The organism is Paenibacillus soyae, from assembly GCF_024623455.1.
In the GTDB taxonomy this organism is placed as follows: Bacteria; Bacillota; Bacilli; order Paenibacillales; family Paenibacillaceae; genus Pristimantibacillus; species Pristimantibacillus soyae.
The window spans coordinates 1-26139 of sequence record NZ_JANIPJ010000011.1; the positions used below are offsets into that span (position 1 = coordinate 1).

Below are 26139 nucleotides of genomic sequence, written 5' to 3' on the forward strand. Positions count from 1 at the left end.
GATACATCGATTACTACAATTACAAACGCATCAAGTCAAAATTAAAAGGCATGAGCCCGGTACAGTACCGAGCTCATGCCCAACAGGTTGCATAAAAATATTTGTCTAACTTTAAGGGGTCACTTCACAAACCGGTTAGGCTGCTCTCGCTTGCATTTTATATATCGAGATTCGCATATTTCGCGTATTTCTGGATAAACTCCCGACGAGGCTCTACGTTATCTCCCATTAGCGTATCGAAGATTGTATCGGCTTCGATCGCGTCCTGGATCGATACTTGAAGCATCGAGCGGCTCTCCGGATCCATGGTCGTCTCCCACAGCTGGGTCGCGTCCATCTCTCCAAGGCCTTTGTAACGTTGGATGTTTACTTTGGCGCCTTCTCCGAATTCCGCAATGACTTGGTCTCGCTCCTTCTCGGTCAGCGCGTAGCGCACCACTTTGTTGCGTTCGATCTTGAAGAGCGGCGGCTGCGCGATGTAGACGAAGCCCGCTTCGATAATCTCGCGCATGTAGCGGTAGAAGAACGTCAGCAGCAAGGTGCGGATATGCGCGCCGTCGACGTCGGCATCCGTCATAATAATAATCTTGTGATAGCGCGCCTTCGAAATATCGAAGTCGTCGCTAATACCCGTTCCCAGCGCCGTGATGATCGCGCGGATCTCGGCATTGCCGAGAATGCGGTCCAGACGAGCCTTCTCAACGTTCAGAATCTTACCCCGCAGCGGCAGAATCGCTTGGAAATGACGATCGCGGCCCTGCTTCGCGGAACCGCCCGCGGAGTCGCCTTCGACGATGTACAGCTCGCTGATCGACGCGTCCTTGGAGGAGCAGTCGGCCAGCTTGCCAGGGAGAGAGCCTACTTCCAGAGCGCTCTTGCGGCGCGTCAGCTCGCGAGCCTTGCGGGCAGCTTCCCGCGCCCGTGCCGCTTGCATGCCTTTCTCTACAATTTTGCGCGATACGCTCGGGTTCTCATCGAGAAACTCCTGGAATTTCTCGGCGAAGAACGATTCGACGATACCGCGAACCTCGCTGTTGCCCAGCTTCGTCTTCGTCTGCCCTTCGAACTGAGGCTCCGGAATCTTCACCGAGATGATAGCCGTCAGGCCTTCGCGGACGTCGTCTCCCGAGAAGTTGGAGTCGTTGTCCTTGATCAGATTCGTCTTGCGCGCATAATCGTTAATGATTCGCGTGAGCGCGCTCTTGAAGCCCGATTCATGCGTTCCGCCCTCGTGGGTATTGATGTTGTTGGCGAAGGAATAGATATTCTCGGTATAGCTGTCGTTGTACTGAAGCGACACTTCAACCTGGATATGATCCTTCGAGCCTTCTACGTAAATCGGCGTTTCGTGCAGCACTTCGCGGTTCCGGTTCAGGAACGTAACGAATTCGTTAATGCCGCCGTCGTATTTGAACGAGTTGGACACGCCCGTGCGTTCGTCCGTGAGCGTAATCTCGATTCCTTTATTCAAAAACGCCAATTCGCGGATACGCGATTGCAGCGTCTCGTAATCATATACGGTCGTATCCGTGAAGATCTCGGGATCCGGCAGGAACGTTACCTTCGTTCCCGTCTTGTCGGAATCGCCGACGACCTTGATATCGTATTGAGGCGCGCCTCTGCGGTATTCCTGCTGATAGACATGGCCTTCGCGCTGAACCTCCACGATGACATACTCGGACAACGCGTTCACGACGGATACGCCTACGCCGTGCAGGCCTCCGGAAACCTTATAGCCTTCGCCGCCGAACTTGCCGCCTGCGTGCAGGACGGTCATGACGACTTCCAGCGTCGATTTCTGCAGCTTCGCGTTCATCCCGACCGGTATGCCACGGCCGTTATCAATGACTGTGATGCTATTATTCTCGTGAACGATGACGTCAATCTTGTTGCAATAACCGGCGAGAGCTTCGTCAATACTATTATCGACGACTTCCCATACCAGATGGTGCAGACCTTTGCCGCTGGTGGATCCGATATACATGCCGGGGCGTTTGCGTACCGCCTCGAGCCCCTCCAGGACCTGTATCTGACTCTCGTCATACGTATGCTGTTCCAAAGTCATGCAAGTTCACTGCTCCTCTCGACTGCTCTTCCTGATCGTTATCCATTCGCCGCGAAATGATGGGCTCGCTTCTTAAGCGTGGAGGAAGAAATAGGCGAATAATAAATTTTCTTCTGCGTGACGACTATGGATTTCGGTTCTTCCTCGCCGATCGTCTCGACGTCCTTGCGCACCCGCGCACCCGCGACGAATTGCTTGGACAGCTTGGAGGATTGCTCGATGGAAATATCGAAGATCGCCACCAGCTCGGCCGCGCGGATAATCTTCTCTCCGCCCAAGTGAATATACATCCGTCTCACAACTCCCTTCGCCCGATTAGACCGTCACTTTGCCTTCCCGCACATAATAGATGCCGGCGTCTTGGAGCTTGCTCATGTTGACGCTCTCCAGGCCGGTCGTCGTAATAAACGTTTGCACTTTGCTTTGAAAGGTTTCTATTAGCTGCGTCTGCCGGTTCTGGTCCAGCTCGGATAGAACATCGTCAAGCAGCAGCAAGGGATATTCGCCGATCTCCTCGCGAATGAGCTCAATCTCCGCGAGCTTGAGCGACAGCGCCGTCGTGCGCTGCTGTCCTTGCGATCCGAACACTTGGGCTTCCTTGCCGTTAATGAAGAACGCCAGATCATCGCGATGGGGCCCTGCCAGAGTAACCCCTCTCCGAATCTCCTGATCTCTCACCTGTGTTAACTTTATCATAAATTGATCAAATAAAACAGATTCATCTTGCAGCGCGTCCGTATCGAACGAGGGCCGGTATTCAATCGTCAGCTGCTCGGAGCCGTTCGTGATGCCGGCGTGAATTTGCTCCGCGAACGCTTGTAATTTATGTATAAAGTGTTTCCTTTTTTTCATGATTTTAACACCGAACTCTGCCAGCTGCATATTCCAGACCTCCAGCATGGCGTTGTTGGTATGTCCCGGCGACGCGGTTTTCAAATAATTGTTCCGCTGCTGCAGAACTTTGGCGTATTGCGTCAAGGTATGCAAATAGCCGGGCTGTACTTGTCCGATCTCCATATCGAGAAATCTTCTTCGTACGCCCGGCGAGCCTTTGACGATTTCCAGATCCTCGGGAGCGAACATCACGACATTCACCGAGCCGATAAAGTCGCTCAGCTTGCGCTGCTCGAGACCGTTGATCTTCGCTTTTTTGCCTTGCGAGGAGAAGAGCAGATCCAGCGTGACCGTGCCGTATCTCTTGTTCACTTCTCCCGAGATCCGGGCAGAATCACCCTGCCAGCCGATCAGCTCTTTATCCTTGGAGGTCCGATGCGACTTCGACAATGCCAGCACAAAGATCGCCTCGAGCAAATTCGTCTTCCCCTGCGCGTTTGGCCCGAGGAAGACGTTCACCTTGTTCGGCGTAGCCAGCGAGAGCTCTCCATAATTGCGGTAATTGTGCAATTCAATGCGATTTAAGAACAAGCTTCAAGCCCTCCCGCCCTGTTCGAGCTTCACTTCTCGGCCGCGACAACAAACGAGCCAAATCCCTCTACTTCGACGCGGTCTCCCACGTACAGCTTCCTTCCGCGGCGGTTATCCACATCGCCATTGATGTGGATAACCGTTTCCTGCAGGAAAAATTTCGCTTGTCCACCTGTGGATATGCAGTCCGCAAGCTTCAGAAACTTGCCGAGCTCGATATATTCCGTGCGAATGGCGACTTCTTTCATGGTTTCAACTTCCTCTCTTCGGGAACGGCTTCAATAGCCTTAGCCCGTTGTACGGTAAGGCAGAATGACATACAGGCTGTAATCGTGATCCACCGGGCGAATGATGATCGGTCTCATGGCCCCGGTAAAGCCGAAGAACAGCTGTTCGCTGTCGATGACTTTGAGCACGTCGAGCATATATTTGGAGTTGAACGCAATGCGAAGAGGCTCGCCTTTCATGCTGACTGCCTCGAGCTGCTCCGTTACGCGTCCTAGTTCCGTGGAGCTGGACGAAATTTCGATCATGCCGTCGTCTAATGTCGCAAGTCGAACGATGTTGGTTTTCTCTTCACGGGACATCAGGTAGGCGCGGTCGATCGCGTCCATGACGTTTTTCGTGTCGAGAACCAGTTCGGTTTCGAATACTTGCGGAATGATTTTCGACGTATCGGGATAAGTTCCGTCCAATATGCGTGTGTAGAACAGAATATTGTCGACTTTGAACAGCACTTGGTTATCGGCTACAACGATATCTACCAAGGTGTTCTGGTCCGGAATCAATCGGGACAATTCTCCAAGCGTCCTTGCGGAAATGACGACATTGCTGAAGTTGAAGGAGCTGTCCGCTTCCACGGTTGTCCGGCGGCTGGCCAGACGGTGGCGGTCGGTCGCCACGAATTTGAATTCTCCGTCATGAAGATTCCACAAAACGCCGGTCAGAATCGGTGTTTGTTCGCTGGTGGAAGCAGCCATGATCGTCTGTTTGATCATCGATTTGATCAAATCGCCTGGGACCTGCAGCACTTCGTTCTGCTCGATGGAAGGAAGAATCGGGAATTCCTCCGGATCCAGGCCAACCATCTGAATTTCCGTAGAACCGGAACGGATCGTTGTTTGGAAGTTCGCTCCGACTTCAATGACCACTTGGTCGGAAGGAAGCTTCTTCACGATCTCCGCAAAAAACTTCGATGGCAGGACGACGCTGCCCGGTTTATCAACCGTAGCGATAATTAGATCTTTCTGTTCTACGGTGATAAAGCTTTGAATAGATATATCTGTATCGCTGGCGGTAAGCGTTACGTATTGGTGGTTAACGTCGATTTTGATGCCTCCAAGAATCGGAATAGCCGGCCTGGAAGAGGCTGCTTTCGCGACGTGTTGAATAGCTTCGTTCAGCTCGTTTTTGGAAATCGTCAGTTTCATCTCGTCACCCGTTTCGGCGTATTTTTGAAGATATTTTTTAATAAATTATTAGTAGACGTAGTAGTAGGGGCCCTGAATATGTGGATAACCCCGCCAAACAGGGATAAAGCAAGCCTATCCACATGTGCATAGCGTGTGCATAGGCTTGCTTGGTTGTTCACATTTGGTTTTTGATTTTTTCCGTCAGATTTTGAATGATTTTGTAGAGCTCCTGATCGGCTTTCAGCTGCTGCGATATTTTCTCGTGGGCGTGAATGACGGTCGTATGGTCCCGGCCCCCGAACGCTTCGCCGATTTTCGGCAAGGAGTAGTCCGTTAGCTCGCGGGACAAGTACATCGCGATTTGGCGCGGATAAGCTACGGCCTTGGTACGTTTGCGAGCCTTGAATTCCTCCATGCGAAGCCCGTAGAACTCGCCTACCTTCGCTTGAATATCCCCGATCGTGATCATTCTCGGCCGTCCCGACGGGATAATATCCTTGAGCGCTTCCGCGGCCAGATGCGACGTGATGTCGGCATTGATGAGCGACGAATAGGCCACCACGCGGATGAGAGCGCCCTCGAGCTCGCGGATATTCGTATTGATCTGATTGGCGATATAGTTCATCGCTTCGTTCGGGATATCGAGATTTTCCGCTTTGGCCTTCTTGCGAAGAATCGCGATTCTCGTCTCCAGGTCCGGAGGCTGAATATCAGTGATGAGGCCCCATTCGAAGCGGGAACGCAGCCGATCCTCGAGCGTCGGAATCTCCTTCGGCGGACGGTCGCTGGAGATGACGATATGCTTCCGTTCCTCGTGCAGCGCGTTGAAGGTATGGAAAAACTCCTCCTGCGTCTGCTCTTTTCCGGCCAGGAACTGGATATCGTCAATCAGCAGAACGTCGATATTGCGGTATTTGGTCCGGAAGCTCTCGCCCTGGTTATCCCGGATCGCGTTGATGAACTCGTTCGTGAATTTCTCGGATGAGATATAAAGAACCCGAGTATTCGGGTTATGATCCATAATATAATGCCCAATCGCATGCATTAAGTGCGTCTTCCCGAGACCGACGCCTCCGTATAGGAAGAGTGGGTTGTACACTTTCGCCGGCGCTTCGGCGACCGCAAGGGACGCTGCATGAGCAAACCGGTTGTTCGCGCCGACAACGAACGTATCGAACGTGTACTTCGGATTAAGCATATGAGTGTGCGTTTCCTCGACAACCACTGGCGATTTGGGCGGCTTCGGCTGCTGAACGACGCTCTGCTCGGCAGCCTTCGGCTCCCCGATCGAGAACTTCACGTCCACCTGCCTCCCCAAAAACTCGTATAGAGTCGTTCGGATGAGCTTCGTATAGCGGCCCTCCAGCCATTCAGCGGCAAAAGTAGTTGGCGCGGTAATTTCAAGCACGGAATCATCTACAAAAGAAGCCTTCGTTTCCTTGAACCAGGTGTCGTAACTTGGTTTGCTGAGCTTGGTTTGGATGATTGACAATACTTGTTGCCATAAATCGTAAGTATGGCTGTCCACAGACTGTCACTCCTTATCATCTATCGCGCGAAACGCGCAGGTACGCAGAAATATGTCGAAATGATCTCGCCGGGCACGAAATCATCCACATTATGAAGAATTGCCTTCCGAACAGTTATAAATAGTGGATAAACTTGTTCACAATGTTATCCACAGGCTGTTAATAAGATTGAACCTATCGATCCTCCGTCCACAACGAAAACATATCCATCATAGCAAATGGCGCCTTATATTTCAACGAGTTTGAGCTGATTATCCACATCGTCAATAACTTGTGTATAAAAGTTATCTACAACACTAGATATTGTTTATATCTTGTTGAGATTTCGACAAAGTTCGAAAAATGATGATCTTTTTTATCCACATGTTATTAATTTCCCGCCGAATGTATATCCTTATACATTTATCCACAACGTATAAGGGCTTTCGACAGAAGCGACGGGGCAGCATTTGCCAACAGCCGTGAACGTGGCCGCACGTTGACTTTTGCCCGCCGGCGTGGTTTAATAATAAAAGTGATTTTTGCGGTGAAACGGCCCCTGGCCGAGTACGCTTCTACATGGAATATAGGAGGTGCAACATAAATGAGACCTACATTTAAACCAAATGTAAGCAAACGCGCCAAAGTTCATGGCTTCCGCAAGCGGATGAGCACGAAGAACGGCCGTAAAGTTTTGGCGGCTCGTCGTCAAAAAGGCAGAAAAGTACTGAGCGCGTAAGCTGAAGACCACGTCCGGTGGTCTTTTTTTTTGCTTTCATTTAGATAGATGAATTTCTGGGGATACTGAGAAGATGAGGAAGGGGACGGTGTCGGGCAACTATGCGCAGAGCATTGCGTCTTCGAAATCGAGAGGATTTCGGTCGGATCTATAGAAACGGCAAGTCGTTCGCAAACGGACAGTTTGTCGTATATTGGTCGAAGCAGAAGGCCGCGGAGCCCTTCCGCCTGGGCGTATCCGCCAGCAAGAAAATCGGGAATGCCGTCGTTCGCAATCGAATGAGGCGGCTGGTGAAGGAAATCGTGCGCCATCTGGAGGGCCGCATCCTGCCGCATACGGACTTCATCTTAATTGTAAGGAAGCCGGCGACGGCGATGTCGTACAAAGAGCTGGAGAAGAGCGTGGGTCATGTGCTCAAGAAGGCCGGTTTGCTCAAAGAAAGATGAGGCGGAAGGATGAGCGGGGCTTGTTTATTTGTGGACTAAATTATGGTATAGTCTAACTTGGAATAGAACTAGGCTAACGGCTCTTTAGAGAGGAGATTAGATGTTGTTTCGGAATTCAAAACGAAAATGGCTGCTCGTGATCGGCTTGGTGATGGCGCTTGGCTTATTGGCCGGCTGTGCTCCTGCCGACCATACCATGGATACTCCCGATCTATTGAAGGGAAACTTCTGGGAGAAGAACGTTGTTTATTACTTCGCCATTACGCTTGATACGTTCGCCAGCTGGCTCGGCGGCTCTTACGTCCTTGCGATCCTGCTGCTAACGATCGTCGTCCGGACGCTGATTCTGCCTCTGACGATCAAGCAATACCGCAGCTCCAAGGCGATGCAGGCCCTGCAGCCTCAGATGGCGGAGATCAAGAAGAAATATAAGGATAACCCGCAGAAGCAGCAGGAAGAGACGATGAAGCTGTTCCAGACGCATCAGGTTAACCCGATGGCCGGCTGCTTGCCGCTTATCGTACAGATGCCGGTCTTCATCGCGCTTTACAACGCGATCTATTGGAACAAAGACATTCGGACGGAAGAGATTTTTGGTTTTGTTCTCGGTGAGCCAAGCCCTTGGTACTTCCTTCCGGTGCTTGCCGCGCTGACGACTTTCGTCCAATCGAAGATGATGCAGAAACAGCAAACGCAAACAATGCCTGGCATGGGCATGATCATGACGATCTTCCCGGTTCTGATTTTCGTCATGTCCCTATCCTTCCCGGCGGCGCTGCCACTGTATTGGGTATTCAGTAACACGTATACGATCGTTCAAAACTATTTCCTGTACGTACGTTCATCAGACAAGGGTAAGAAGGAGGTCCTTGCGAAATGAAGAAAATCGTTGCATCGGGCAAGACGATAGACGATGCGGTGCGGAATGGATTGGCTGAATGGCAAGTAACGGAAGATCGCGTGGAAGTCGTTGTTCTGGAGCAGCCCTCCAAGGGGCTGTTCGGATTGTTCGGCGTCAAAGAGGCGAAGGTCGAGCTGACGCTCATACCGGATGCGCTCGAAGAAGCGGAGCAGTTCCTGCGTGAAGTGGCGCGAACAATGGGTTTGACCGTCACAATCGAGCGCAAGCAGACGAGAGAAGGCACATTGCTGTCCGTATCGGGCGGCGGGGACCTCGGCATGCTGATCGGCCGGCGCGGCGGAACGTTAGACGCTTTGCAGTACTTGGTGAATATTGTGGCCAATCGTTATTCCAGCAGTCATCTTCGTATCGTCCTTGATGCAGAGGATTTTCGCGAGCGTCGCCGGAAGACGTTGGAGGAGCTCTCCGACCGTCTGGCGGGACGCGTCATCCGCACGAGAAAAGAAGTGGTTCTCGAGCCGATGTCTTCGCACGAACGCAAGGTTATCCACTCGCAGCTTCAGAATCACCCGAAGGTGAAAACCTTCAGCAAGGGCGACGAGCCGAATCGGCGGGTCGTCATTGCGCTGAGATAAGCGAGCGGAATCCATCTATACCTTATAATCGCAGCAATGGCTTCTAATCGGGTCATTGCTGTTTTTCCATTTTAAAGGATTGGCTTGAGAGGTGTGATCGGCATGGTGCATGATACGATCGCGGCCATCTCCACGGCAGTGGGCGAAGGCGGCATCGCGATTATTCGGATAAGCGGACCGCAGGCAATAAGCGGGACGGATGCGATATTTCAATCGAAAATAAGTCTAAAAGACGCCGATACGCATACGGTGCATTACGGACATATCATAGATCCTGCCTCCGGCGAGAGGGTGGAGGAAGTACTCGTCACGCTGATGAGGGGACCGCGTTCCTTCACGGCGGAGGATGTGGTCGAGATTAACGCGCATGGCGGCGTTATCGCCGTCAAGAAGGTGCTGGATGTCGTGCTCCAGCAGGAGGGGATCCGGACAGCGGAGCCCGGCGAATTCACGAAGCGGGCGTTCCTGAACGGACGGATCGATCTGATGCAAGCGGAGGCGGTCATCGATCTGATCCGCTCGAAGTCGGACCGCGCGTTCTCCGTGGCGAGGAAGCAGGCGGAAGGAACGCTGTCGAAGAAGATCAAGGCGCTTCGCCAGACGGTTATTGAGCTTCTTGCCCATATCGAAGTCAACATCGATTACCCGGAGCATGACGTCGAGGAGATGACGAGCGCTTATATCCGGGAGCAGTGTCAGTCTGCCATTGGGGAGATCGATAAGCTGCTCAAGACCGCCAGCGAAGGCAAAATCCTGCGTGAAGGCATCATGACCGCCATCGTGGGACGGCCGAACGTCGGCAAATCGTCCTTGATGAACGTGCTGACGCAAGAGAACAAAGCGATCGTTACGGATATTCCGGGGACGACGCGCGACGTGATCGAACAATTCGTCACGCTGAACGGCATTCCGCTGCGTCTGCTCGATACAGCCGGGATTCGGGAGACGAGCGACGTTGTGGAACGAATCGGCGTTGAACGTTCGCGGGATGCGCTGCAGGATGCGGATTTGATCCTGTTCGTGCTGAATTATAACGAGCCCCTTGGCGAGGACGATCGGCAGCTGCTGGCGCAGCTGGAAGGCCGGTCCGTGATCGTCATTATTAATAAGATGGATCTGCCGGGACGGCTCGAGCTGTCTGAGGTAGAGAAGTATGTGCCGGCCGAGTCCATTGTGAAAATGTCGGTGCTGCAGGAGAGTGGACTCGACGCGCTGGAATCGACAATAAGCGAGATGTTTTTCGAGGGTCAGTTGGAGTCGAATGATCTGACTTACGTCAGCAACGTAAGACATATTTCGCTGCTGAAGCGGGCGAAGCAATCGCTGGCGGATGCGATAGAGGCGACGCATGTCGGCATTCCAATTGACGTCATTCAGATTGATGCGCGCCAAGCTTGGGAATCCTTAGGCGAGATTCTGGGAGACGAAGCGGGCGATTCGTTGATTGATCAAATATTTTCACAGTTCTGTCTTGGAAAGTAGGGATAACATATGGGTTATGTAGCAGGCGAATTTGATGTAATCGTCATCGGGGCGGGGCATGCCGGCTGTGAAGCGGCGCTAGCGTCGGCGCGTATGGGCTGCGAGACGCTGCTTCTGACGATTAACCTGGATATGGTGGCATTCATGCCTTGCAACCCGTCGATCGGCGGGCCGGCGAAGGGCCACGTTGTACGCGAGATCGACGCGCTTGGCGGCGAGATGGGCCGCAATATCGATAAAACGTTTATTCAAATGAGGATGCTGAATACGGGCAAGGGTCCTGCGGTTCACGCGCTGCGCGCGCAGGCCGACAAGTTCTCTTATCAGCATTTGATGAAGAAGACGATCGAGGAGACCCCTCATCTGACGCTTCGCCAAGGGATGGCGGAGGAGCTGATCGTAGAGGATGGCAAATGCGTTGGCATCGTTACAAAGACGGGCGCGGAATACCGGGCCAAGGCTGTTGTCGTAACGACTGGAACGTATCTGCGCGGCAAAATCATTATGGGCGAGCTGATGTACGAGAGCGGCCCGAACAACCAGCAGCCTTCCGTCCGTTTGTCCGCAAGCCTCAAGGAGCACGGTCTGGAGCTGATCCGCTTCAAGACCGGCACGCCTCCGCGCGTGCATAAGGATACGATTGATTTCTCCAAAACGGAGATTCAGCCAGGCGACGAGAAACCGAAGTTCTTCTCCTACGAAACGGAATCCTCGAGCAACGAACAGCTGCCTTGCTGGCTGACCTATACGTCGGAGAAAACACATCAGATTATTAACGACAATCTTCACCGCGCTCCTATGTTCTCCGGCGCGATCGAAGGTACGGGACCGCGTTATTGTCCATCAATTGAAGATAAAATCGTACGGTTTGCGGATAAGCCGAAGCATCAGATTTTCCTGGAGCCCGAAGGCAAGCATACGTCCGAATACTACGTCCAAGGGTTATCCACAAGCATGCCGGAGGATGTCCAGCTTGATATTTTACGTTCAATCCCAGGATTGGAAAAAGTTGAGATGATGCGTAACGGTTATGCGATTGAATACGATGCAGTTATCCCCACTCAGCTTTGGCCTTCGCTCGAGACGAAGAAGGTGGACAGCTTATTCACAGCTGGACAAATAAACGGAACGTCGGGATATGAGGAAGCTGCTGGCCAAGGCATCATGGCCGGCATTAATGCAGCGCGCAAAGTGCAGGGCAAGGAGCCGGTCATTATTGGCCGTTCCCAGGGCTATATCGGCGTTATGATCGATGATCTAGTGACGAAGGGGACAAACGATCCTTACCGTCTTCTGACATCTCGTGCCGAATATCGACTGTTGCTTCGACATGACAATGCGGACCTTAGACTTACCCCTGTCGGTTATGAAATAGGTCTCATTACGGAGGAACGCTATAAGGCCTTCTTGCGTAAGAAAGAATTGGTCGAGATGGAGGTCGAGCGCCTGCAATCGACGAAGATCAAACCGGATGACGTAGCCGCGATGCTCGAATCCGCTGGATCGGCGCCGCTGACGCAAGGCGGCGATATTCTGTCCCTCCTCAGAAGACCGGAGGTTACGTACGAGCATTTGGAGACGGTGTCACCAAGTCCGTTCGAATTGACGGATGAGATGAAGGAGCAAGTCGAAATTCAAATTAAATATGCGGGTTATATCGAAAAGCAGCTTCTTCAGGTCGAACGGTTGAACAAAATGGAGAAGAAGCTCATTCCGGATGATATTATTTACGAGGAAGTGAACGGATTAGCGTCGGAAGCGAAACAGAAGCTGAGCGTAATCCGGCCGCTGTCGATCGGGCAAGCGTCGCGTATCGCCGGCGTTACGCCAGCCGACATTTCGATTCTGCTCGTATACCTGGAGCATTATAACCGCGTGAAGGCGGCAAGAGGGTAAGGATGGATACGACGACGACATGGTTTACCGCAGCGCTGGAGGAGAAAGGGATTACTCTTTCTCCCCGGCAGCTTGAACAATTCGAAGCCTATTATACGATGCTGGTGGACTGGAACGAACGAATGAATTTGACCGGCATAACCGAACGCGAAGCCGTCTATGAAAAACATTTTTACGACTCGGTGTCCCTGTCTTTTTTCGTTGATTTAGCCCAAATCCAGACGCTAGCCGATATTGGTTCGGGAGCGGGCTTTCCGAGTATTCCGCTTAAGATCTGTTATCCGCATCTGAATGTAGTGATCGTAGATTCGCTGAACAAACGGATTGGTTTCTTGAAAGCACTGGTGGAGGGGCTTGGACTTACTGGCGTAGATTGCGTGCATGGACGAGCCGAAGATGTGTCGAGGCTGCCGCAATATCGGGATTCCTTCGATCTGGTAACGGCCCGCGCAGTCGCAAGGCTGAACGTATTAAACGAGTTTTGCTTGCCTTTCGTGAAGAAGGGCGGCACATTCGCGGCCATGAAAGGCGCGCAATCTGATGAAGAGGTGCAGGAAGCGAAGGTCAGCTTCCGAGAATTGAAGGGCAGCTTGAAATCGCAGTTTCAATTCCGTTTGCCTCACGAACTATCGGACAGGCATATCGTGTTGGTGGAGAAGGTTGAGGCAACACCGCGCAAGTATCCAAGGAAGGCCGGCACTCCATTGAAGCAGCCGCTTGCCTAAACGAGGTATAAGCTAAGCATCGCAGCATGTTCCACGTGAAACATTTTCAACATTCGTTTTTCTGCTTTGTTTTATTAAAATTGTGACAATATCGGGTATTTGGCGGATTCAAAAGGTCTGTCAAGCAGGATTTCCAACGAATGAAGTCGAATTGAAAGATATAACGAAATTTCCTCTCAATGATGAGCGGGTCTTTCCTTTCGAAAGAGACCTAAGCAGCATGAGAAAGCTTAGGATTTATCACATGATCGGGTGGTAGTCATCGATATGAAAGAATCATTTTCTCGTTTGTTCGGTTTGACTGAGCAGCGTTCGGGACAAGAAGAAGTACGGCAAATACCTATTCGCGATATTGATACGAGTCCATTCCAGCCTCGTACCATATTTGACGATGAACGTATTGAAGAATTGTGTCAGACCATTAAGACTCATGGTGTGATCCAACCGATCGTTGTTCGCGTCCGCAATAATCGATATGAGATCATTGCAGGGGAGAGACGTTGGCGTGCCGTCACGAAGCTTGGTTATGAAACCATTCCAGCCATCGTGCGCGAGTTTAATGATTCTCAAACAGCTTCCATAGCCCTTATCGAAAACTTGCAGCGTGAAAATTTGACGGCTATCGAAGAAGCGATTGCTTATCAGAAGCTAATCGAGTTGCATCAGCTTACACAAGAAAGTCTGGCGCAGCGACTAGGTAAAAGTCAATCGACGATCGCGAATAAGCTGCGACTCCTCGCACTTCCTGAATCCATAAAGCTGGCACTCATGGAACGTAAGATTACGGAACGACATGCAAGAGCTCTGCTGTCGCTTGATTCAGAAGAGCTTCAACTGAAGGTTCTGGAAGAGATCATTACGAAGGACCTGAACGTGAAGCAAACGGAAGTACGGATAGCCTTCCTGAAAGAGTCGGCAAAGGCCAAAAAGGCTAAGCGAATTTCCTTTACAAAGGATGTCCGTCTTGCCTTGAACACAATCAGGCAGTCGATTGAGATGGTCTCGGGATCCGGCTTGCAGATCAAGACCAATGAGAAAGATCATGAGGATCATTACGAAATCGTGATTCAAATACCAAAGCGTTAGCCATTATTCCTTTCAAATTATTGAACTTTAGGTGCCGCCTTCACTGAAGGCGGCGATGCCATTTGTACAAAAGTTTCACTCATGAGGTGACGGAGAAAAGTGTCGAAAATTATTGCAATTGCAAACCAGAAAGGCGGTGTCGGGAAAACGACAACGTCTGTCAATCTTGCGGCTTGTCTCGCTTCGTTAGGAAAAAAAGTACTGCTCGTCGATATAGATCCTCAAGGTAACACGACTAGCGGTTTGGGCATAAACAAAGCGGATGTTTCGAATTGTATATATGATGTATTGATTAATGATATTCATCCGAATGAGGCGATGGTGGAGTCAAGCGTGCCTGGTTTGAAGGTCATTCCGGCCACGATACAATTGGCCGGTGCGGAGATCGAACTTGTGCCGACAATTTCGAGAGAGCTGAGACTCAAAAAGTCGCTTCATATGGTTAAAAATCAATTTGACTACATTTTAATTGATTGTCCGCCTTCGCTTGGCATATTAACGATAAATTCGTTGACAGCTGCGGATTCCGTGCTTATCCCAATTCAATGCGAATATTATGCCCTAGAGGGATTGAGCCAGCTCTTGAATACGGTGCGGCTCGTACAAAAACATCTAAATACAACTCTGCAAATTGAGGGGGTCCTGCTGACGATGCTCGACGCTAGGACGAACCTTGGCATACAAGTAATCGAAGAAGTGAAGAAGTATTTCCAACAAAAGGTGTACCAAACCATTATCCCACGCAATGTGCGACTGAGCGAAGCACCGTCCCATGGACAAGCTATTATCACATACGATCCGAGGTCAAAAGGTGCGGAAGTTTATACTGAACTTGCGAAGGAAGTGATTACGTATGAGCAAGCGGCTAGGTAGAGGCCTTGATGCATTAATCCCTTCATTGTCTGTGAGTGACGACGATAAAGTTATTGAAGTACCGTTAACTCAGCTACGTCCCAACCCATATCAACCGCGTAAATCGTTCGACGAGGATTCCATTAAGGAACTGGCGGAATCGATCAAACAACATGGCGTAATCCAGCCGATTATCGTTCGTACGGTATTGAAAGGCTATGAGATTATTGCCGGCGAACGCCGATTCCGCGCATCGCAATATTGCGGGAATACAACGATTCCGGCCGTTGTTCGGACGTTTACGGACCAGCAGGTCATGGAAATCGCGTTGATCGAAAATCTGCAGCGTGAAGATTTGAACGCATTGGAAGTCGCCGTTGCTTATCAGGCCTTGATGGATAAGTTTAGTTTGACTCAAGAAGAGCTAAGCCTCAAAGTGGGGAAGTCACGGTCGCATATTGCTAACTTCGTTCGTCTACTTTCGCTGCCGGCAGAGATTAAGGATTATGTTTCACGTGGAACAATTTCCATGGGACATGCTCGCGCTCTTGCGGGCGTGAAGGAACAGAAGCTTCAAATGGAGCTTGCGGAGCAGACGGTGAGCGCCGAGTGGAGCGTACGCGAGTTAGAGGACGCGATTCAGAAGCTGGACTCTAGACAGGTGCCCGAACAGAAGACTCAAAAGCAAAAGAAAAGGGATCCGTATATTGAATCGTTGGAGGAAACTCTCCGTGAACGATTCAAGACAACGGTGAAGATTAAGCAGCAGAAGGATAAAGGGAAAATTGAGCTCCAATACTATAATAAACAGGACTTGGAAAGACTGCTCGATTTGCTTCAGTTAATGGCTTGATTCAAGGCAATTATAGTTAATAATAGACCAATTGGACATGGCATATCGAAGTTGTAATCTTTCGGTTGAAGGATTAAACTAAGATATGCCATTGTTGATTTCGGGGTAGGAGAGGTGTATTAGATGACAGAAGTGAGCAAGCCGTATATCTATTTGGATCATGCAGCCACGTCTTGGCCGAAGCCCCCAGCAGTGACGGAAGCCGTTATGAAAGCGATGCTTCATGATGCCGCTAATCCAGGGAGGGGCAGCCATGCCATGGCCGTCCGGGCAAGCCGTATATTGTTCGATACAAGAAAGCATATAGCCAAATTGTTCAATATACGCAATCCGAATGATATTGCCTTCACGTCGAATACGACGATGTCACTCAATATGGCGATCAAAGGATGGGTCAAACCGGGTGATCATGTTATTGCAACGTCGGTAGAGCATAATTCAGTACGCCGGCCATTGTATTATCTGGAACATCAGATGCAGCTAGAAGTTTCCTACATTGAGTCAGACGCAGCGGGCAAAATAAAGGTGGAAAACGTAGAAAACGCCATTCAGTCGAATACCACGCTAATTATCGTCAACCATAGCTCGAACTTGCTTGGGACAATCCTCCCGGTTGCCGAGATTGGAGCGCTAGCCAAGAAGCATGGTGTAAAGCTGCTCGTGGATGCCGCGCAGAGTGCCGGTATCATCCCTGTAGACGTACAGGGGATGGGGATTCATATGCTGGCATTCCCAGGACATAAAGGACTGCTGGGTCCGCAAGGAACTGGAGGTTTGTACATTGCTCCGGATATGGAGCTGGAGCCCTTGCTGCATGGAGGCACAGGGAGCCAGTCGGAGGCGCCGCATCAGCCGCTTGTCCGTCCTGATCGGTACGAAGCAGGGACTCAGAACACGCCGGGCTTAGCGGGCTTGCTGGAGGGCGTAAAACACGTTGCAATGCAAGGGGTAGACAACATCTATGAGCACGAATGGGGGCTTACCCAGCGCCTAATGGAGGGCCTATGTGAGGTCCAAGGCGTGCATCTGTTGGGGCCGCCGCGCGGGGAAGCCAGGACAGGTATTGTCGCGCTTCATATTGACGGAATAGACCCGTCAGAGCTGTCATTTATTCTGGATCAGCATTATCAGATCGCCGTCAGGGCCGGCTTTCATTGTACGCCGCTGGCGCATGCCGCAGCAGGCACTTCATCAACAGGGGCCGTTCGAGCTAGCGTGGGAGCATCAACCACTGCTGATGAAGTAGATGCGTTTGTCCTAGCCATAAAGGAGATCAGAGAGCAATATCGCATATAGGGGATGGGAATGGAATGGACGAGTGGTACTTGGAACCCGTATTTTTCGCAATAGTCGCAGTCGCATTAGTTGTACTTCTGTTAATCATTTGGTTATCGGTTCTAGGATCACGATTAAAGAAGCTTAGGAAGCAATACGTTGCCGTTATGGGGAACACGGGCATAACCAATATCGAAGATGTCGTTGTGGAAATGAAGGGACAGATAGAGGCACAGCGTAATCGAATTGAAACGCTGCAGCATCAATTGCAGACGGTACAGAGCGCATTGCCGCACATGAAGTCGAAGCTTGGTATTATTCGATACAATGCCTTTTCGGATGGCGGCAGCGATCTCAGCTTCTCTCTAGCCATTATGAACGACGAGAAGGACGGAGCTGTATTCTCGGGATTGCATAGCCGGGATAACACCTACGTGTACGCGAAGCCGATTGAGAAAGGACAGTCTTCTTATCCTTTAACGCCGGAAGAACGTAAAGCGATCGAAATCGCCAAATAACGTTCTAATCGGATGCGGCTGCCTGATCTCGAGCGGTAGTCGTGATATGCGCGTAGTTGGCGATGGCGGTATAGAGGCTTGTCGCGATTACATCGGACATTCTCATCACTAAATGAAGTCTAGTGTTCTGGAGCACAAAATACTCCATAAAGCCGCCAACGTTCACGATGCCCGTCACATGAATATCTCCGACTGGAGGAAGCTCCTTGTTCACGCCGGCTCCTGGACGGACGGGACCCTCCCCAATCTGAATGCAGCCGACGCTGGACACTTGACCCAAACAAGCATCGATTCCGATGATGAAAGGGTTGGCGTACCTGCGCTTAATTTCTAGCAGCGTATCTTCCAAATTCATGGCGTGCACGGGTTCTTCCAAAGTCCCGTAAAGATGAAAGTGGGGGCTGCGGTATTTCTGAAGGGCCGTTCCAATTAGAGGGCCTAATGCATCACCGGTGGAACGGTCCGTTCCGATGCAGACGACGACAATGGGACGATTCATTGGAACCTCCATCAGAAAGCCGGAGAGACGGTTCACAAGCATTCCTACGATGCCCGAGGTGGTGTAGGGCACCTTGAATGGAGCTTCTTTCATAAATGGCAGTTTCATAGAATCCCTCCCATTAACGCTTATATGATACTAGTATATGGATGGGACAACCATTTTATACTTGGTTGCGCAGGAAAGTTGGATGAAAGGGGCGAAAGGCAATGCTGCTCATTGCATTTGATTCGACGCAGCAAGCGCTGCGCGCGGAAATGCTGCTCGAATACGCGGAGATCGAGATCGATATATGTCCGACGCCAAAGGAAATAACGGCGGGTTGTGCCTTGTCTATACATTTTCCGGAGGAAGACTTGCATACGGTGAAAGAGGTGATTGTACAAGAATCGGTAGAGATAAGGGGGATCTTTAAGCCAAGCAATCAAGGCTACGATGAAGTACAGCTAGGAATAAGCTAGGAATGGGGTTGATTGCGCCATGATGGATTGGTTAGACAGTTCAATTGCAGCAGTAAAGAATAAAGAAATGTGGGGAGCATTCGGCATAGCCGTACTTCGGATGACCATTATATTGGTGGCCAGTCGGGTCGCCTTATGGATCTTACATAAATCGATAGATCGAATCATGCTCGAGCGCGCGAGCAAGTATACGGCGAGTCAAGCTAGAAGAATGACAACGGTAGGCAAGCTGCTTCGTAACGTAACCGCCTATATCGTTTATTTTATAGCGATTATGCTCGTATTATCGGAGATTGGAATTAATCTTGGACCGCTCCTTGCAGGGGCAGGGGTTGTAGGCTTGGCCATCGGTTTCGGCGCCCAAAGTTTGGTCAAGGATGTAATAACGGGCTTCTTCATTATCCTGGAGGATCAATTCGCGGTAGGGGATGTCATTCAAACCGGGCAGTTCAAAGGAACGGTAGAGGTTATAGGACTGCGCACGACGAAAATATTAAGCTGGACCGGCGAAGTGCATATTGTGCCGAATGGGATGATTAATGAGGTTACCAACTTTTCCGTAAACAACTCGCTTGCGGTTGTCGACGTATCGGTTGCGTATGAATCCAACGTGGATCAAGCGATGCAGATTATTACCGATACGATGAAGGAGCTGAAGCACGACGATCTGGTGAAGGAGCCGCAGGTGTTGGGCGTGCAGCTTATGAACGCATCGGGCGTGACCATTCGCGTTATTGCGGAATGCAGGCCGAATACGCATCCCGTGGTCGCTCGTGCGATCAATAAAGAGATGAAAGAGGCCTTCGATCGTAACGGAATCGAAATTCCATATCCGCGTATGGTGACGTATCAGAGGAGCATGAAGGAGGGATAGAGGATGGAGCGGAAGCAGTTCGAGCTCGGGGATATCGTGATGATGAAGAAGCAGCATCCATGCGGGACGAACGAGATGGAGATTATCCGGATGGGGATGGATATCCGCATCAAGTGCGTGGGCTGTAAACACAGCGTCCTCATTCCAAGGGTGAAGTTCGAGAAAAACATGAAAAAGGTGCTGCGCTCCAAAGCAAGCGAAGAGGGAGAGCAAACGGCGGAATAGTCCCTATAAAAAGATGAAAAAAACATCACCGGACAGGCTTGCATTGGAACGAGTTATCTGATATATTATTACTTACTGGAGAGGTACCCAAGAGGCCCAAGGGGGCTGACTCGAAATCAGCTAGGCGTGTCAAAGCGTGCGTGGGTTCGAATCCCACCCTCTCCGCCACTTCCCGAAATCGCCCGTCATTACGCGGTTTCAGTACGAAATGTGGGCCGGAAGCAACCCGTAAATACATACGTTAGTGTGCTAACTGATTCCGTTAGACCTAACTGATTCGATCCTTCTACGTCAATAATGCGTAGGGGGATTTTTTCGTTATGGAGAACGTTAATAAACGGGTAGGCCGTAGAACGGTAAATGAGCGGACGCCGATCGCTGACGTCGGACTAAATACGTTTACGTTGCAGGAGGCAGTAACCTTCGTTATGAAGGTTAAGCGCGCTAAGAATCTCAAGCCGCGGACGATTCGCGGATATGAGGACAATATGCAGTATTTTATCGATTGGGTAACGGAGAGATACGGCGAGATCGGTATCGGCAAGGTGACGGCCGCCATGCTACGTGATTACGTATTGTGGTGTTCGGAGGAGAAGACGTATTACGAGGGGCATCCGTTTAAGGCAGATTACGATAAGGAGCGGAAGGGGCTTTCGCCGGCGTCCGTAAACGTCCGTATTCGCGTTCTAAAGACGGTGTTCTCCGTTCTGTATGCGGAAGAGGTTATCGACCGTAATCCGGCTCTAAACGTGTCTCTGATGCGCCAGGATGAGGATACGGTTGAACCGTTGACCGAGGACGAGTTGAGGCGGTTTATGAGCGCGCCTAATCAACGTATGTGGGCTCAATGGAGAGATTACGTTATTATGGTGCTAATCCTCGATACCGGGCTTCGGATCAACGAAATCTGCGCGCTAGAGAAGACGGAGGTCGACTTTAAGCAAAAACTTATTACGTTGCCGGCCGTTAAGAATAAGAATCGGAAGAGTCGAGTATTACCATTATCGACGGAGACAGCTCGCTTATTGAAACAGCTTATTACGGAGACCGGACAGCACTTCGATACTACTTACGTTTTCACAACGAATTATGGCGAGCAATTGAGCGAGAAGACGATTCAGAAGGCGTTCGATAAGTACGCGGAGAAGGCGAAGCTGGGGCGTAATGTGTCGCCGCATGTCCTGAGACACAATTTCGGCACGATGGCGGCCGAAGCAGGAATGAGCGTATTTCATTTGCAGAAGATGTTGGGGCACGCGGACATCAAAACGACAAGGAAGTATGTGCAGCTTAGTGCGGAGTCGATCGCGGAGCAACACAAGCGTTTTAGTCCGTTAGGAAGGATTATCAAGCGATAGACCTTCGGAAAAAACGGAAGCAAGACAGGCGGGACAACTGAGTACATCAGATGGTATAATATAGTCAGACCGATGCACCGAAGAGAAAGGTCGTACTATTGAAAACAAACGAAGCGATTGCGTTGATGCTTAATTTCGGAATGTTCGTTATTTCCATGATATCGCTTGTAGTTGCAATCATTGTTGTATCGTCTAAGTAAAAATAGAAAATAGCCCGCCATCCGCCAAGATAATCGGGCCATCTTCGTAGTGTACAAATAAAACCTTCGGTGCTTCGGTCGAAAATCATGATACATAATTGTCAACAGAAACGTTTACTTTAAGTATACCGCTAATTATGTGCGATTGGAAGTTGTGAATAAAATAATCTTGTGATATAGGAACGAAAGCTATGCAAAAGCCCGTCAGTATTACGGAGTTATTCCGTGGTACTGGCGGGCTTTTTTTCGTAGTTCACGGCCACCTTATCGAGATGCCACCACCACTCGGTAAGCGGCTTCGTACTGCGGTCGAAATCGTATACGTGCGCGATATGCTGATACATTCTCGTAGCGTTCCGGTAAAGGGTTTCGTCATGCTGGCGTAGCGTCTCCCGGTCGTCATCGTTGAGCTCGGTAAGTCTCGCTTGGATAGCGCTACGGTTATGCAGCATCTCGATTGCCTCGAACGGGCTCGTTTCGAAGTCGTCCACGTCGAGGCCGTAATTCTGAATCATTTGTTTTACCGGTTGCACTTGCGTTCCTCCTACGCTTGAAATAACCCGCGTAAATTAGCCACAGAGCCGTTCTAACTCTATCCGAATGGTAACGGTAGGGCAGACGGCCGAGGCGCTAATTTCACGGTGATTTTACGAATAAAAAGACCGCCAATCAAACGCGCTCATGGCGGCATTACTCGTTCTACTGTTTTTCAAATTCATACTTAATCCTTCGGGCCGCATCGAATGAGTCATCGAGAATGAACGGGTCGAATCCGGAGTCATTTCCCGTTATCTCTCGCGTCGGACCGGACAGGAATCTGACGATATTAAAGTCCTCAACCTCGCCTAATTCGCCCCCGTCAAAAATTACCCGATACCTTGTCGATCGTTTATCCGTCATTAGTTCCGCCAGAACCGTACATGTCCGGCCGTTGTGCAGAAGCACATGGTCACCTATATTTGCAAGCATGGCCGACCTCCGTTAATCCATATGTTTGAACTTGTAGTCTTTAACACTGTCAAGCGTTGCCTTCGATTTGCCCGTTTCCGGATGTGAAGCCGCGGCCGCTCTCGATAACGACGACGGTGCTGACTGCTGCGAAAACATATGCGCGCGGATCTCCTCGAGGTATTCGAGAATATAAGCAAGCGCCAGGAATACAATGCCTGCGACAGCTCCGCTTAACCACCAGTATAACGCAACCGTAACCCGGAATCCTTCTTCTACATTCAGATAATCGTATAACGGATCCTGCCGTAATCCATAAAATATTCCGCACGCGATGCCGGCCACGATCGAAGCCCAGCCGATAAAACGTAAGAGACCAACCAACGTTACCACCTCCGGTTATTATAGGCTTATTTTACCACCCGTCCTTGTAGTTGACTACGAAAAAAGCCGCGCAAATGGCGGCTGCACTTTCGTAAATATGTATTATCGTGATAATTCCGTCCTATTTACCGCCCCTGGAGCGAAAGTAAGCATCAGCTAATTTAACTATGTCCGGTGCAATTTTCAGGCCATAATCAAAACTGCGGCGAAGTAGATTAGTGACCTTTTCCCAGTTGGTAGTCGGTTTTTGAACCTCTTCCTTTACTTGTTCGACTAAATCCATGGCGGCTGCTTTCTCTTCTTCGGTTAGGTCTGAGTATTCAATCGCTAGATGTACTTGGTTTATCAATTCGGTATGAACTGATTGTATTTGTTTGACTTCTTGGTTAACTGTAATCAGTGAGGCTTTAATTGATTTCTGAATTGCCTTATCTTGAAGTGCTTTCAAAACACTAAGTTTACCTTCATGGAACGATGCTTTTCTGAAGGTAACTAACTCAATTGGTTTTCCCTGCCTTTTTTCCTCAAATCGCCCCCTAATTGAACTAGAGCAATCCGTAATCCACTTTTGTACTTCGGGGTCATCTACTGGAAGGCCATGAAGGCTGGTTCCCCTCGTAATCAAATCCGAAAAAGGCATTATGATTCCTCCATCTACTGATTATCCGGCGCAAATTCGATTAATTCACCAGGCGTGATGCCGAGTCCTTTACAGAGACCTTCGATAGTATCGTAATCAATCCGCTTTGTCGCGTTGGCTGCGAGTGAGGTAATCGTATTGCGGCTAACACCGGTTAATTCGACGACATCTTTATTTGTTAATCCACGTTGTTTCATGATATCTCCAAGTCTACATCGTACGACCATAAAAACTCCTCCAAAAAAATATGCACAACATGTTGACATGCTGAAAACAAGGGTGTAATATGTACTCATGCACAACATGTTGACATATCGAAATGTCGACTTACAGGGTAATACGTTTAGTTTATCAAAACGTCGCATTTCTTACAATTATATTTATTAGGAGGTTTCATCTTATGCCAAACGTTACCGCCCGCACAACTCGTCTCCGCTACGTACTCGTTCCCGAATTGCAGCTATTTCGCGTCACTATCCTCGACTCCGATCGTTGGACTTGCTTTATCGTACAGCCGCCGTTCTTCCGCGCCGTAACCGGTATCGGCAGCGGTAAAGTACTCGGAACCGTCCGCGTTAACGCCGATCAACTCGTTTCATTAACGGGGATGCCCGCTAAAAAGGAGGTGAGCACCGATGATGCTCGTTCTCGCTTCGTCCAATACGCCTAATCGTTCCGTTTCCCGCACGCCGCGTGGCCGCTTGGTCGCTCGGATCCTCGGCGCAATCTTCGGTGAATTCTTGCGTGCTGCTTTCGGTGCGTGGCTCGGAGGTGCGCGATAATGCCTAAGAGAACGTTCAACATACGCCAATTCAACATGCAAACCGGCGAATTTAAGAACGATGAAACGATCGACCCGCTACCGGTCAGTTACTCCCGGAGTAATGAAGTCAACGGTTTCTACGAACTTACGCTTGCGGCCGTCGGACTCCGCAAAACGCGTCAATCCGCATTCGTCAGTCCGGCGTCGATGCAGAAGCTATTGCCGGCAGGCGCCGATCCAGCTTACGGATACGTTCCGGTACGTTGCACACATTTAGCCGAAATCGGATTCGATCTTCGTAAGAACGGAAGGAGGCGGAGGGTCGTATGAAAACATTGGCCGATCGAGTTTTATTCTATACGCGGAAAGCTAACTCCTATAGTCAGCGCCGGTATGATGTATTGACTGGCCGCACGACGCAGCGCCCGCCATCGAACCGGTTCGTGCGGTTGATCGCGTATCGCGACGCGTTCCGTTCGCGCGTTGAAGCGGAGAGGGGTGCGTCATTATGAAGCGCATAGCACTTATTCACGGTCCTTACGACGACACCGGCGATGGGTCCGGCGTAGAGTACGTAATTGAACACGGCCGCCTTGTCGACGGTTACCACGCTATGTACGTTAGCCGCCGTGGTGAGCTTTTCGTTGCGCCCGTCCGGAAGGTAGACGGAAAGGAAACGTTGTACGTCTTGCAGCACGAGACCGTTCAGTTAGCTTCGGACGTTACCCACGGCGACGCCGTTATCGACGAAGTATACGCAGACTTGACGGCCATGACCGCCTGGCAGTTTGTGACGCAAGTTCTTATGTACGCTGATGTCCACGTTGAGTTGGAGGTAGCGAAGAAGTGATCGGAGTTTTCCGCCTGATGATCCGCGCTGGCTTCGCGGTGAAAGGGACGTTTGTCCCTAGCGGATAGCCGCCATAATTGCGCCAACAGTTGTTGCGTGCCTATTCCGCATGCCCAGCCAGGTCAGCGTTACCGTCCGGCCTTTTCGGCTGGAAGTCCGTACCTTGCCGGCGGCAACCGGTTAGAGGATCGCTATGCGGACAAGCTTTACCGGACGTAGCTGCAACTACGTTCGTGCATTACCGTCGGGGTAGCTGCAACTATCCCGGCCGATCGCGTGTTACCGGACTCATGGCGGCAACCATGGGCAACCGGTTCACATATTGCGGATGATTACGCGGGTAGCTTGGCTACTGGACGAATCGGCAATGGCGGCCGGAACCGTCATTCGTTCTTGGCGCGTGTGGTCATCGGGGTTTAAGGGACGTCCGGCGCGAGTGGCATCGTATACCGGGCGTCTTCGTTGTTTCTATACCCAATTATACGAACGTATGTGCTCTTGGTTTCGGAGTAAAAGAGAGTTCACAAATTAGACACAAATTACCGAAAATCACAGTGCCGACTTTCTAAAAGGATGTCCTTACCTAGTTAGGAGGTATTTTTCCGGAAAGTGTGCGAAAGTGAACCGGACTACGACTATATAAGTGAGGCGCAAATTATCCGGGGATGTGCGAGATGGCTGCGAGCGGTGGTTATATAAGTGATGCCGCAAAATTTATCCCCGCCGAAGTGTGCAAAACGGCGATCAGCTGCGGTTATATAAGTGAGGGTCTGAAGCGGGTTACCCGCACGACATAAATATTCCAACGATAAGGGAGACGATGAACGATGAACAATCAACAAATGCGTAAAGAGGTTGCGAGGTCGCCCGGAGATAACCGGGTCTGCTTTACACCATCTGAAAGGAAGATGACGGAATGAGAATCGTTCATTCAATGCGAATGGCCGGTTGGTTGATGTACCGCGGTCACAAGTTGTTGCGGATCGAGGATAATCGGCTTCAACCAGGTTATCAGATGTTCATATTCGGAGATAGCGATAGACTTCGTAATGATATGTCGGAGTATGTACCGGATAAGGGGGCGGAGGGTATACGTAGGCCCCAAAGGGGATGACGTAGTATTAACGTCGTTTTTAATGTGTTTGTGGCAGGCAAATT

34 protein-coding genes and 1 tRNA gene are annotated in these 26139 nt (G+C 50.4%); 24 read left to right on the forward strand and 11 right to left on the reverse strand.

Annotated features, from left to right (window positions below):
- Positions 1-95: IS3 family transposase (locus NQZ67_RS15515; protein WP_257447974.1), on the forward strand; the 95-nt coding region annotated here is incomplete at its 5' end.
- A 62-nt stretch (positions 96-157) separates the two neighbouring features.
- On the opposite strand, the gene gyrB is transcribed toward NQZ67_RS15515, so the two are convergent.
- The 6 genes from gyrB to dnaA all read right to left on the reverse strand — a co-directional run bounded on the left by gyrB (position 158) and on the right by dnaA (position 6430).
- Entirely contained in the window at positions 158-2065 is a 1908-nt protein-coding gene (gene gyrB / locus NQZ67_RS15520) for a DNA topoisomerase (ATP-hydrolyzing) subunit B (RefSeq protein WP_257447486.1), read from the reverse strand.
- 38 nt (positions 2066-2103) lie between these two features.
- Positions 2104-2355 carry an extracellular matrix regulator RemB gene (gene remB, locus NQZ67_RS15525; protein ID WP_257447489.1) on the reverse strand — a complete coding sequence of 84 codons (252 nt, stop codon included), beginning with the start codon at positions 2353-2355 and terminating at the stop codon, positions 2104-2106.
- A gap of 25 nt (positions 2356-2380) precedes the next feature.
- On the reverse strand, positions 2381-3490 hold the full coding sequence (gene recF, locus NQZ67_RS15530) for a DNA replication/repair protein RecF (protein WP_257447492.1): 1110 nt from the start codon (positions 3488-3490) through the stop codon (positions 2381-2383).
- Positions 3491-3519: 29 nt separating this feature from the next.
- Positions 3520-3738: a S4 domain-containing protein YaaA gene (gene yaaA, locus NQZ67_RS15535; protein WP_257447495.1), complete on the reverse strand. Its 219-nt coding sequence runs from the start codon at positions 3736-3738 to the stop codon at positions 3520-3522.
- Between the two features lie 39 nt (positions 3739-3777).
- The gene (gene dnaN, locus NQZ67_RS15540) at positions 3778-4920 is read right to left on the reverse strand and encodes a DNA polymerase III subunit beta (RefSeq protein ID WP_257447499.1); all 1143 of its coding nucleotides are present in this window, start codon (positions 4918-4920) and stop codon (positions 3778-3780) included.
- A gap of 157 nt (positions 4921-5077) precedes the next feature.
- Positions 5078-6430, reverse strand: coding sequence for a chromosomal replication initiator protein DnaA (gene dnaA, locus NQZ67_RS15545; RefSeq protein WP_257447503.1), 1353 nt, complete (start codon positions 6428-6430; stop codon positions 5078-5080).
- Between the two features lie 584 nt (positions 6431-7014).
- Between dnaA and rpmH the strand changes: the two genes are divergently transcribed.
- The 12 genes from rpmH (at position 7015) to NQZ67_RS15605 (ending at position 17779) form a co-directional block, all read left to right on the forward strand.
- The gene (rpmH, locus tag NQZ67_RS15550; protein ID WP_087572533.1) at positions 7015-7149 is read left to right on the forward strand and encodes a 50S ribosomal protein L34; all 135 of its coding nucleotides are present in this window, start codon (positions 7015-7017) and stop codon (positions 7147-7149) included.
- Between the two features lie 101 nt (positions 7150-7250).
- Positions 7251-7595, forward strand: coding sequence for a ribonuclease P protein component (gene rnpA / locus NQZ67_RS15555; protein ID WP_257447514.1), 345 nt, complete (start codon positions 7251-7253; stop codon positions 7593-7595).
- Positions 7596-7695: 100 nt separating this feature from the next.
- Complete coding sequence (locus tag NQZ67_RS15560) at positions 7696-8475, forward strand: YidC/Oxa1 family membrane protein insertase (protein ID WP_257447517.1); 780 nt, start codon at positions 7696-7698, stop codon at positions 8473-8475.
- Entirely contained in the window at positions 8472-9092 is a 621-nt protein-coding gene (gene jag, locus NQZ67_RS15565) for an RNA-binding cell elongation regulator Jag/EloR (protein ID WP_257447520.1), read from the forward strand. The genes NQZ67_RS15560 and jag overlap by 4 nt, the downstream gene beginning before the upstream one ends.
- A gap of 102 nt (positions 9093-9194) precedes the next feature.
- A complete protein-coding gene (gene mnmE / locus NQZ67_RS15570) occupies positions 9195-10574 on the forward strand; it encodes a tRNA uridine-5-carboxymethylaminomethyl(34) synthesis GTPase MnmE (RefSeq protein WP_257447523.1) in 1380 nt (459 codons plus the stop codon).
- 9 nt (positions 10575-10583) lie between these two features.
- A complete protein-coding gene (mnmG, locus tag NQZ67_RS15575) occupies positions 10584-12470 on the forward strand; it encodes a tRNA uridine-5-carboxymethylaminomethyl(34) synthesis enzyme MnmG (protein ID WP_257447526.1) in 1887 nt (628 codons plus the stop codon).
- 2 nt (positions 12471-12472) lie between these two features.
- On the forward strand, positions 12473-13195 hold the full coding sequence (gene rsmG, locus NQZ67_RS15580; protein ID WP_257447529.1) for a 16S rRNA (guanine(527)-N(7))-methyltransferase RsmG: 723 nt from the start codon (positions 12473-12475) through the stop codon (positions 13193-13195).
- A gap of 267 nt (positions 13196-13462) precedes the next feature.
- Positions 13463-14281, forward strand: coding sequence for a nucleoid occlusion protein (noc, locus tag NQZ67_RS15585; RefSeq protein WP_257447532.1), 819 nt, complete (start codon positions 13463-13465; stop codon positions 14279-14281).
- 99 nt (positions 14282-14380) lie between these two features.
- Entirely contained in the window at positions 14381-15154 is a 774-nt protein-coding gene (locus NQZ67_RS15590; protein WP_257447534.1) for a ParA family protein, read from the forward strand.
- Positions 15135-15986 (forward strand): ParB/RepB/Spo0J family partition protein, encoded by an 852-nt coding sequence (locus NQZ67_RS15595; protein WP_257447537.1) that lies wholly within the window; start codon positions 15135-15137, stop codon positions 15984-15986. The genes NQZ67_RS15590 and NQZ67_RS15595 overlap by 20 nt, the downstream gene beginning before the upstream one ends.
- A gap of 123 nt (positions 15987-16109) precedes the next feature.
- Entirely contained in the window at positions 16110-17282 is a 1173-nt protein-coding gene (locus NQZ67_RS15600; RefSeq protein ID WP_257447540.1) for an aminotransferase class V-fold PLP-dependent enzyme, read from the forward strand.
- A gap of 14 nt (positions 17283-17296) precedes the next feature.
- Positions 17297-17779 (forward strand): DUF4446 family protein, encoded by a 483-nt coding sequence (locus tag NQZ67_RS15605; protein WP_257447543.1) that lies wholly within the window; start codon positions 17297-17299, stop codon positions 17777-17779.
- Positions 17780-17783: 4 nt separating this feature from the next.
- Here NQZ67_RS15605 and yyaC read toward each other — a convergent pair whose 3' ends face one another.
- A complete protein-coding gene (gene yyaC / locus NQZ67_RS15610) occupies positions 17784-18386 on the reverse strand; it encodes a spore protease YyaC (protein WP_257447546.1) in 603 nt (200 codons plus the stop codon).
- A gap of 101 nt (positions 18387-18487) precedes the next feature.
- On the opposite strand from yyaC, the gene NQZ67_RS15615 reads away from it, so the two are divergent.
- From NQZ67_RS15615 to NQZ67_RS30640, 6 genes are all read left to right on the forward strand, one after another.
- On the forward strand, positions 18488-18739 hold the full coding sequence (locus NQZ67_RS15615; RefSeq protein WP_257447549.1) for a putative Se/S carrier protein: 252 nt from the start codon (positions 18488-18490) through the stop codon (positions 18737-18739).
- Positions 18740-18758: 19 nt separating this feature from the next.
- A complete protein-coding gene (locus NQZ67_RS15620) occupies positions 18759-19613 on the forward strand; it encodes a mechanosensitive ion channel family protein (protein WP_257447552.1) in 855 nt (284 codons plus the stop codon).
- 3 nt (positions 19614-19616) lie between these two features.
- On the forward strand, positions 19617-19838 hold the full coding sequence (locus tag NQZ67_RS15625) for a DUF951 domain-containing protein (RefSeq protein WP_257447556.1): 222 nt from the start codon (positions 19617-19619) through the stop codon (positions 19836-19838).
- 77 nt (positions 19839-19915) lie between these two features.
- Positions 19916-20006 (forward strand) — tRNA-Ser (locus NQZ67_RS15630).
- Positions 20007-20158: 152 nt separating this feature from the next.
- Positions 20159-21196 (forward strand): tyrosine-type recombinase/integrase, encoded by a 1038-nt coding sequence (locus tag NQZ67_RS15635; protein WP_257447559.1) that lies wholly within the window; start codon positions 20159-20161, stop codon positions 21194-21196.
- 98 nt (positions 21197-21294) lie between these two features.
- The gene (locus tag NQZ67_RS30640) at positions 21295-21396 is read left to right on the forward strand and encodes a putative holin-like toxin (protein WP_371825311.1); all 102 of its coding nucleotides are present in this window, start codon (positions 21295-21297) and stop codon (positions 21394-21396) included.
- Between the two features lie 218 nt (positions 21397-21614).
- Here NQZ67_RS30640 and NQZ67_RS15640 read toward each other — a convergent pair whose 3' ends face one another.
- From NQZ67_RS15640 to NQZ67_RS15655, 4 genes are all read right to left on the reverse strand, one after another.
- A complete protein-coding gene (locus NQZ67_RS15640) occupies positions 21615-21929 on the reverse strand; it encodes a hypothetical protein (protein WP_257447561.1) in 315 nt (104 codons plus the stop codon).
- A 448-nt stretch (positions 21930-22377) separates the two neighbouring features.
- Positions 22378-22728 (reverse strand): hypothetical protein, encoded by a 351-nt coding sequence (locus tag NQZ67_RS15645; RefSeq protein ID WP_257447563.1) that lies wholly within the window; start codon positions 22726-22728, stop codon positions 22378-22380.
- Between the two features lie 121 nt (positions 22729-22849).
- On the reverse strand, positions 22850-23368 hold the full coding sequence (locus NQZ67_RS15650) for a hypothetical protein (protein WP_257447566.1): 519 nt from the start codon (positions 23366-23368) through the stop codon (positions 22850-22852).
- Between the two features lie 14 nt (positions 23369-23382).
- Positions 23383-23634, reverse strand: a complete 252-nt coding sequence (locus tag NQZ67_RS15655; protein WP_306812919.1) for a helix-turn-helix domain-containing protein — start codon at positions 23632-23634, stop codon at positions 23383-23385.
- A 134-nt stretch (positions 23635-23768) separates the two neighbouring features.
- Between NQZ67_RS15655 and NQZ67_RS15660 the strand changes: the two genes are divergently transcribed.
- The 5 genes from NQZ67_RS15660 (at position 23769) to NQZ67_RS30645 (ending at position 26095) form a co-directional block, all read left to right on the forward strand.
- Positions 23769-24038 carry a hypothetical protein gene (locus NQZ67_RS15660; RefSeq protein ID WP_257447572.1) on the forward strand — a complete coding sequence of 90 codons (270 nt, stop codon included), beginning with the start codon at positions 23769-23771 and terminating at the stop codon, positions 24036-24038.
- 111 nt (positions 24039-24149) lie between these two features.
- The gene (locus NQZ67_RS15665) at positions 24150-24461 is read left to right on the forward strand and encodes a hypothetical protein (protein ID WP_257447575.1); all 312 of its coding nucleotides are present in this window, start codon (positions 24150-24152) and stop codon (positions 24459-24461) included.
- Positions 24458-24643, forward strand: a complete 186-nt coding sequence (locus NQZ67_RS15670; protein WP_257447577.1) for a hypothetical protein — start codon at positions 24458-24460, stop codon at positions 24641-24643. Before NQZ67_RS15665 ends, NQZ67_RS15670 begins: the two co-directional genes overlap by 4 nt.
- On the forward strand, positions 24640-24981 hold the full coding sequence (locus NQZ67_RS15675; protein ID WP_257447580.1) for a hypothetical protein: 342 nt from the start codon (positions 24640-24642) through the stop codon (positions 24979-24981). Before NQZ67_RS15670 ends, NQZ67_RS15675 begins: the two co-directional genes overlap by 4 nt.
- A 934-nt stretch (positions 24982-25915) precedes the next feature.
- Positions 25916-26095, forward strand: a complete 180-nt coding sequence (locus tag NQZ67_RS30645) for a hypothetical protein (RefSeq protein ID WP_371825315.1) — start codon at positions 25916-25918, stop codon at positions 26093-26095.
- Positions 26096-26139 lie beyond the last annotated feature (44 nt).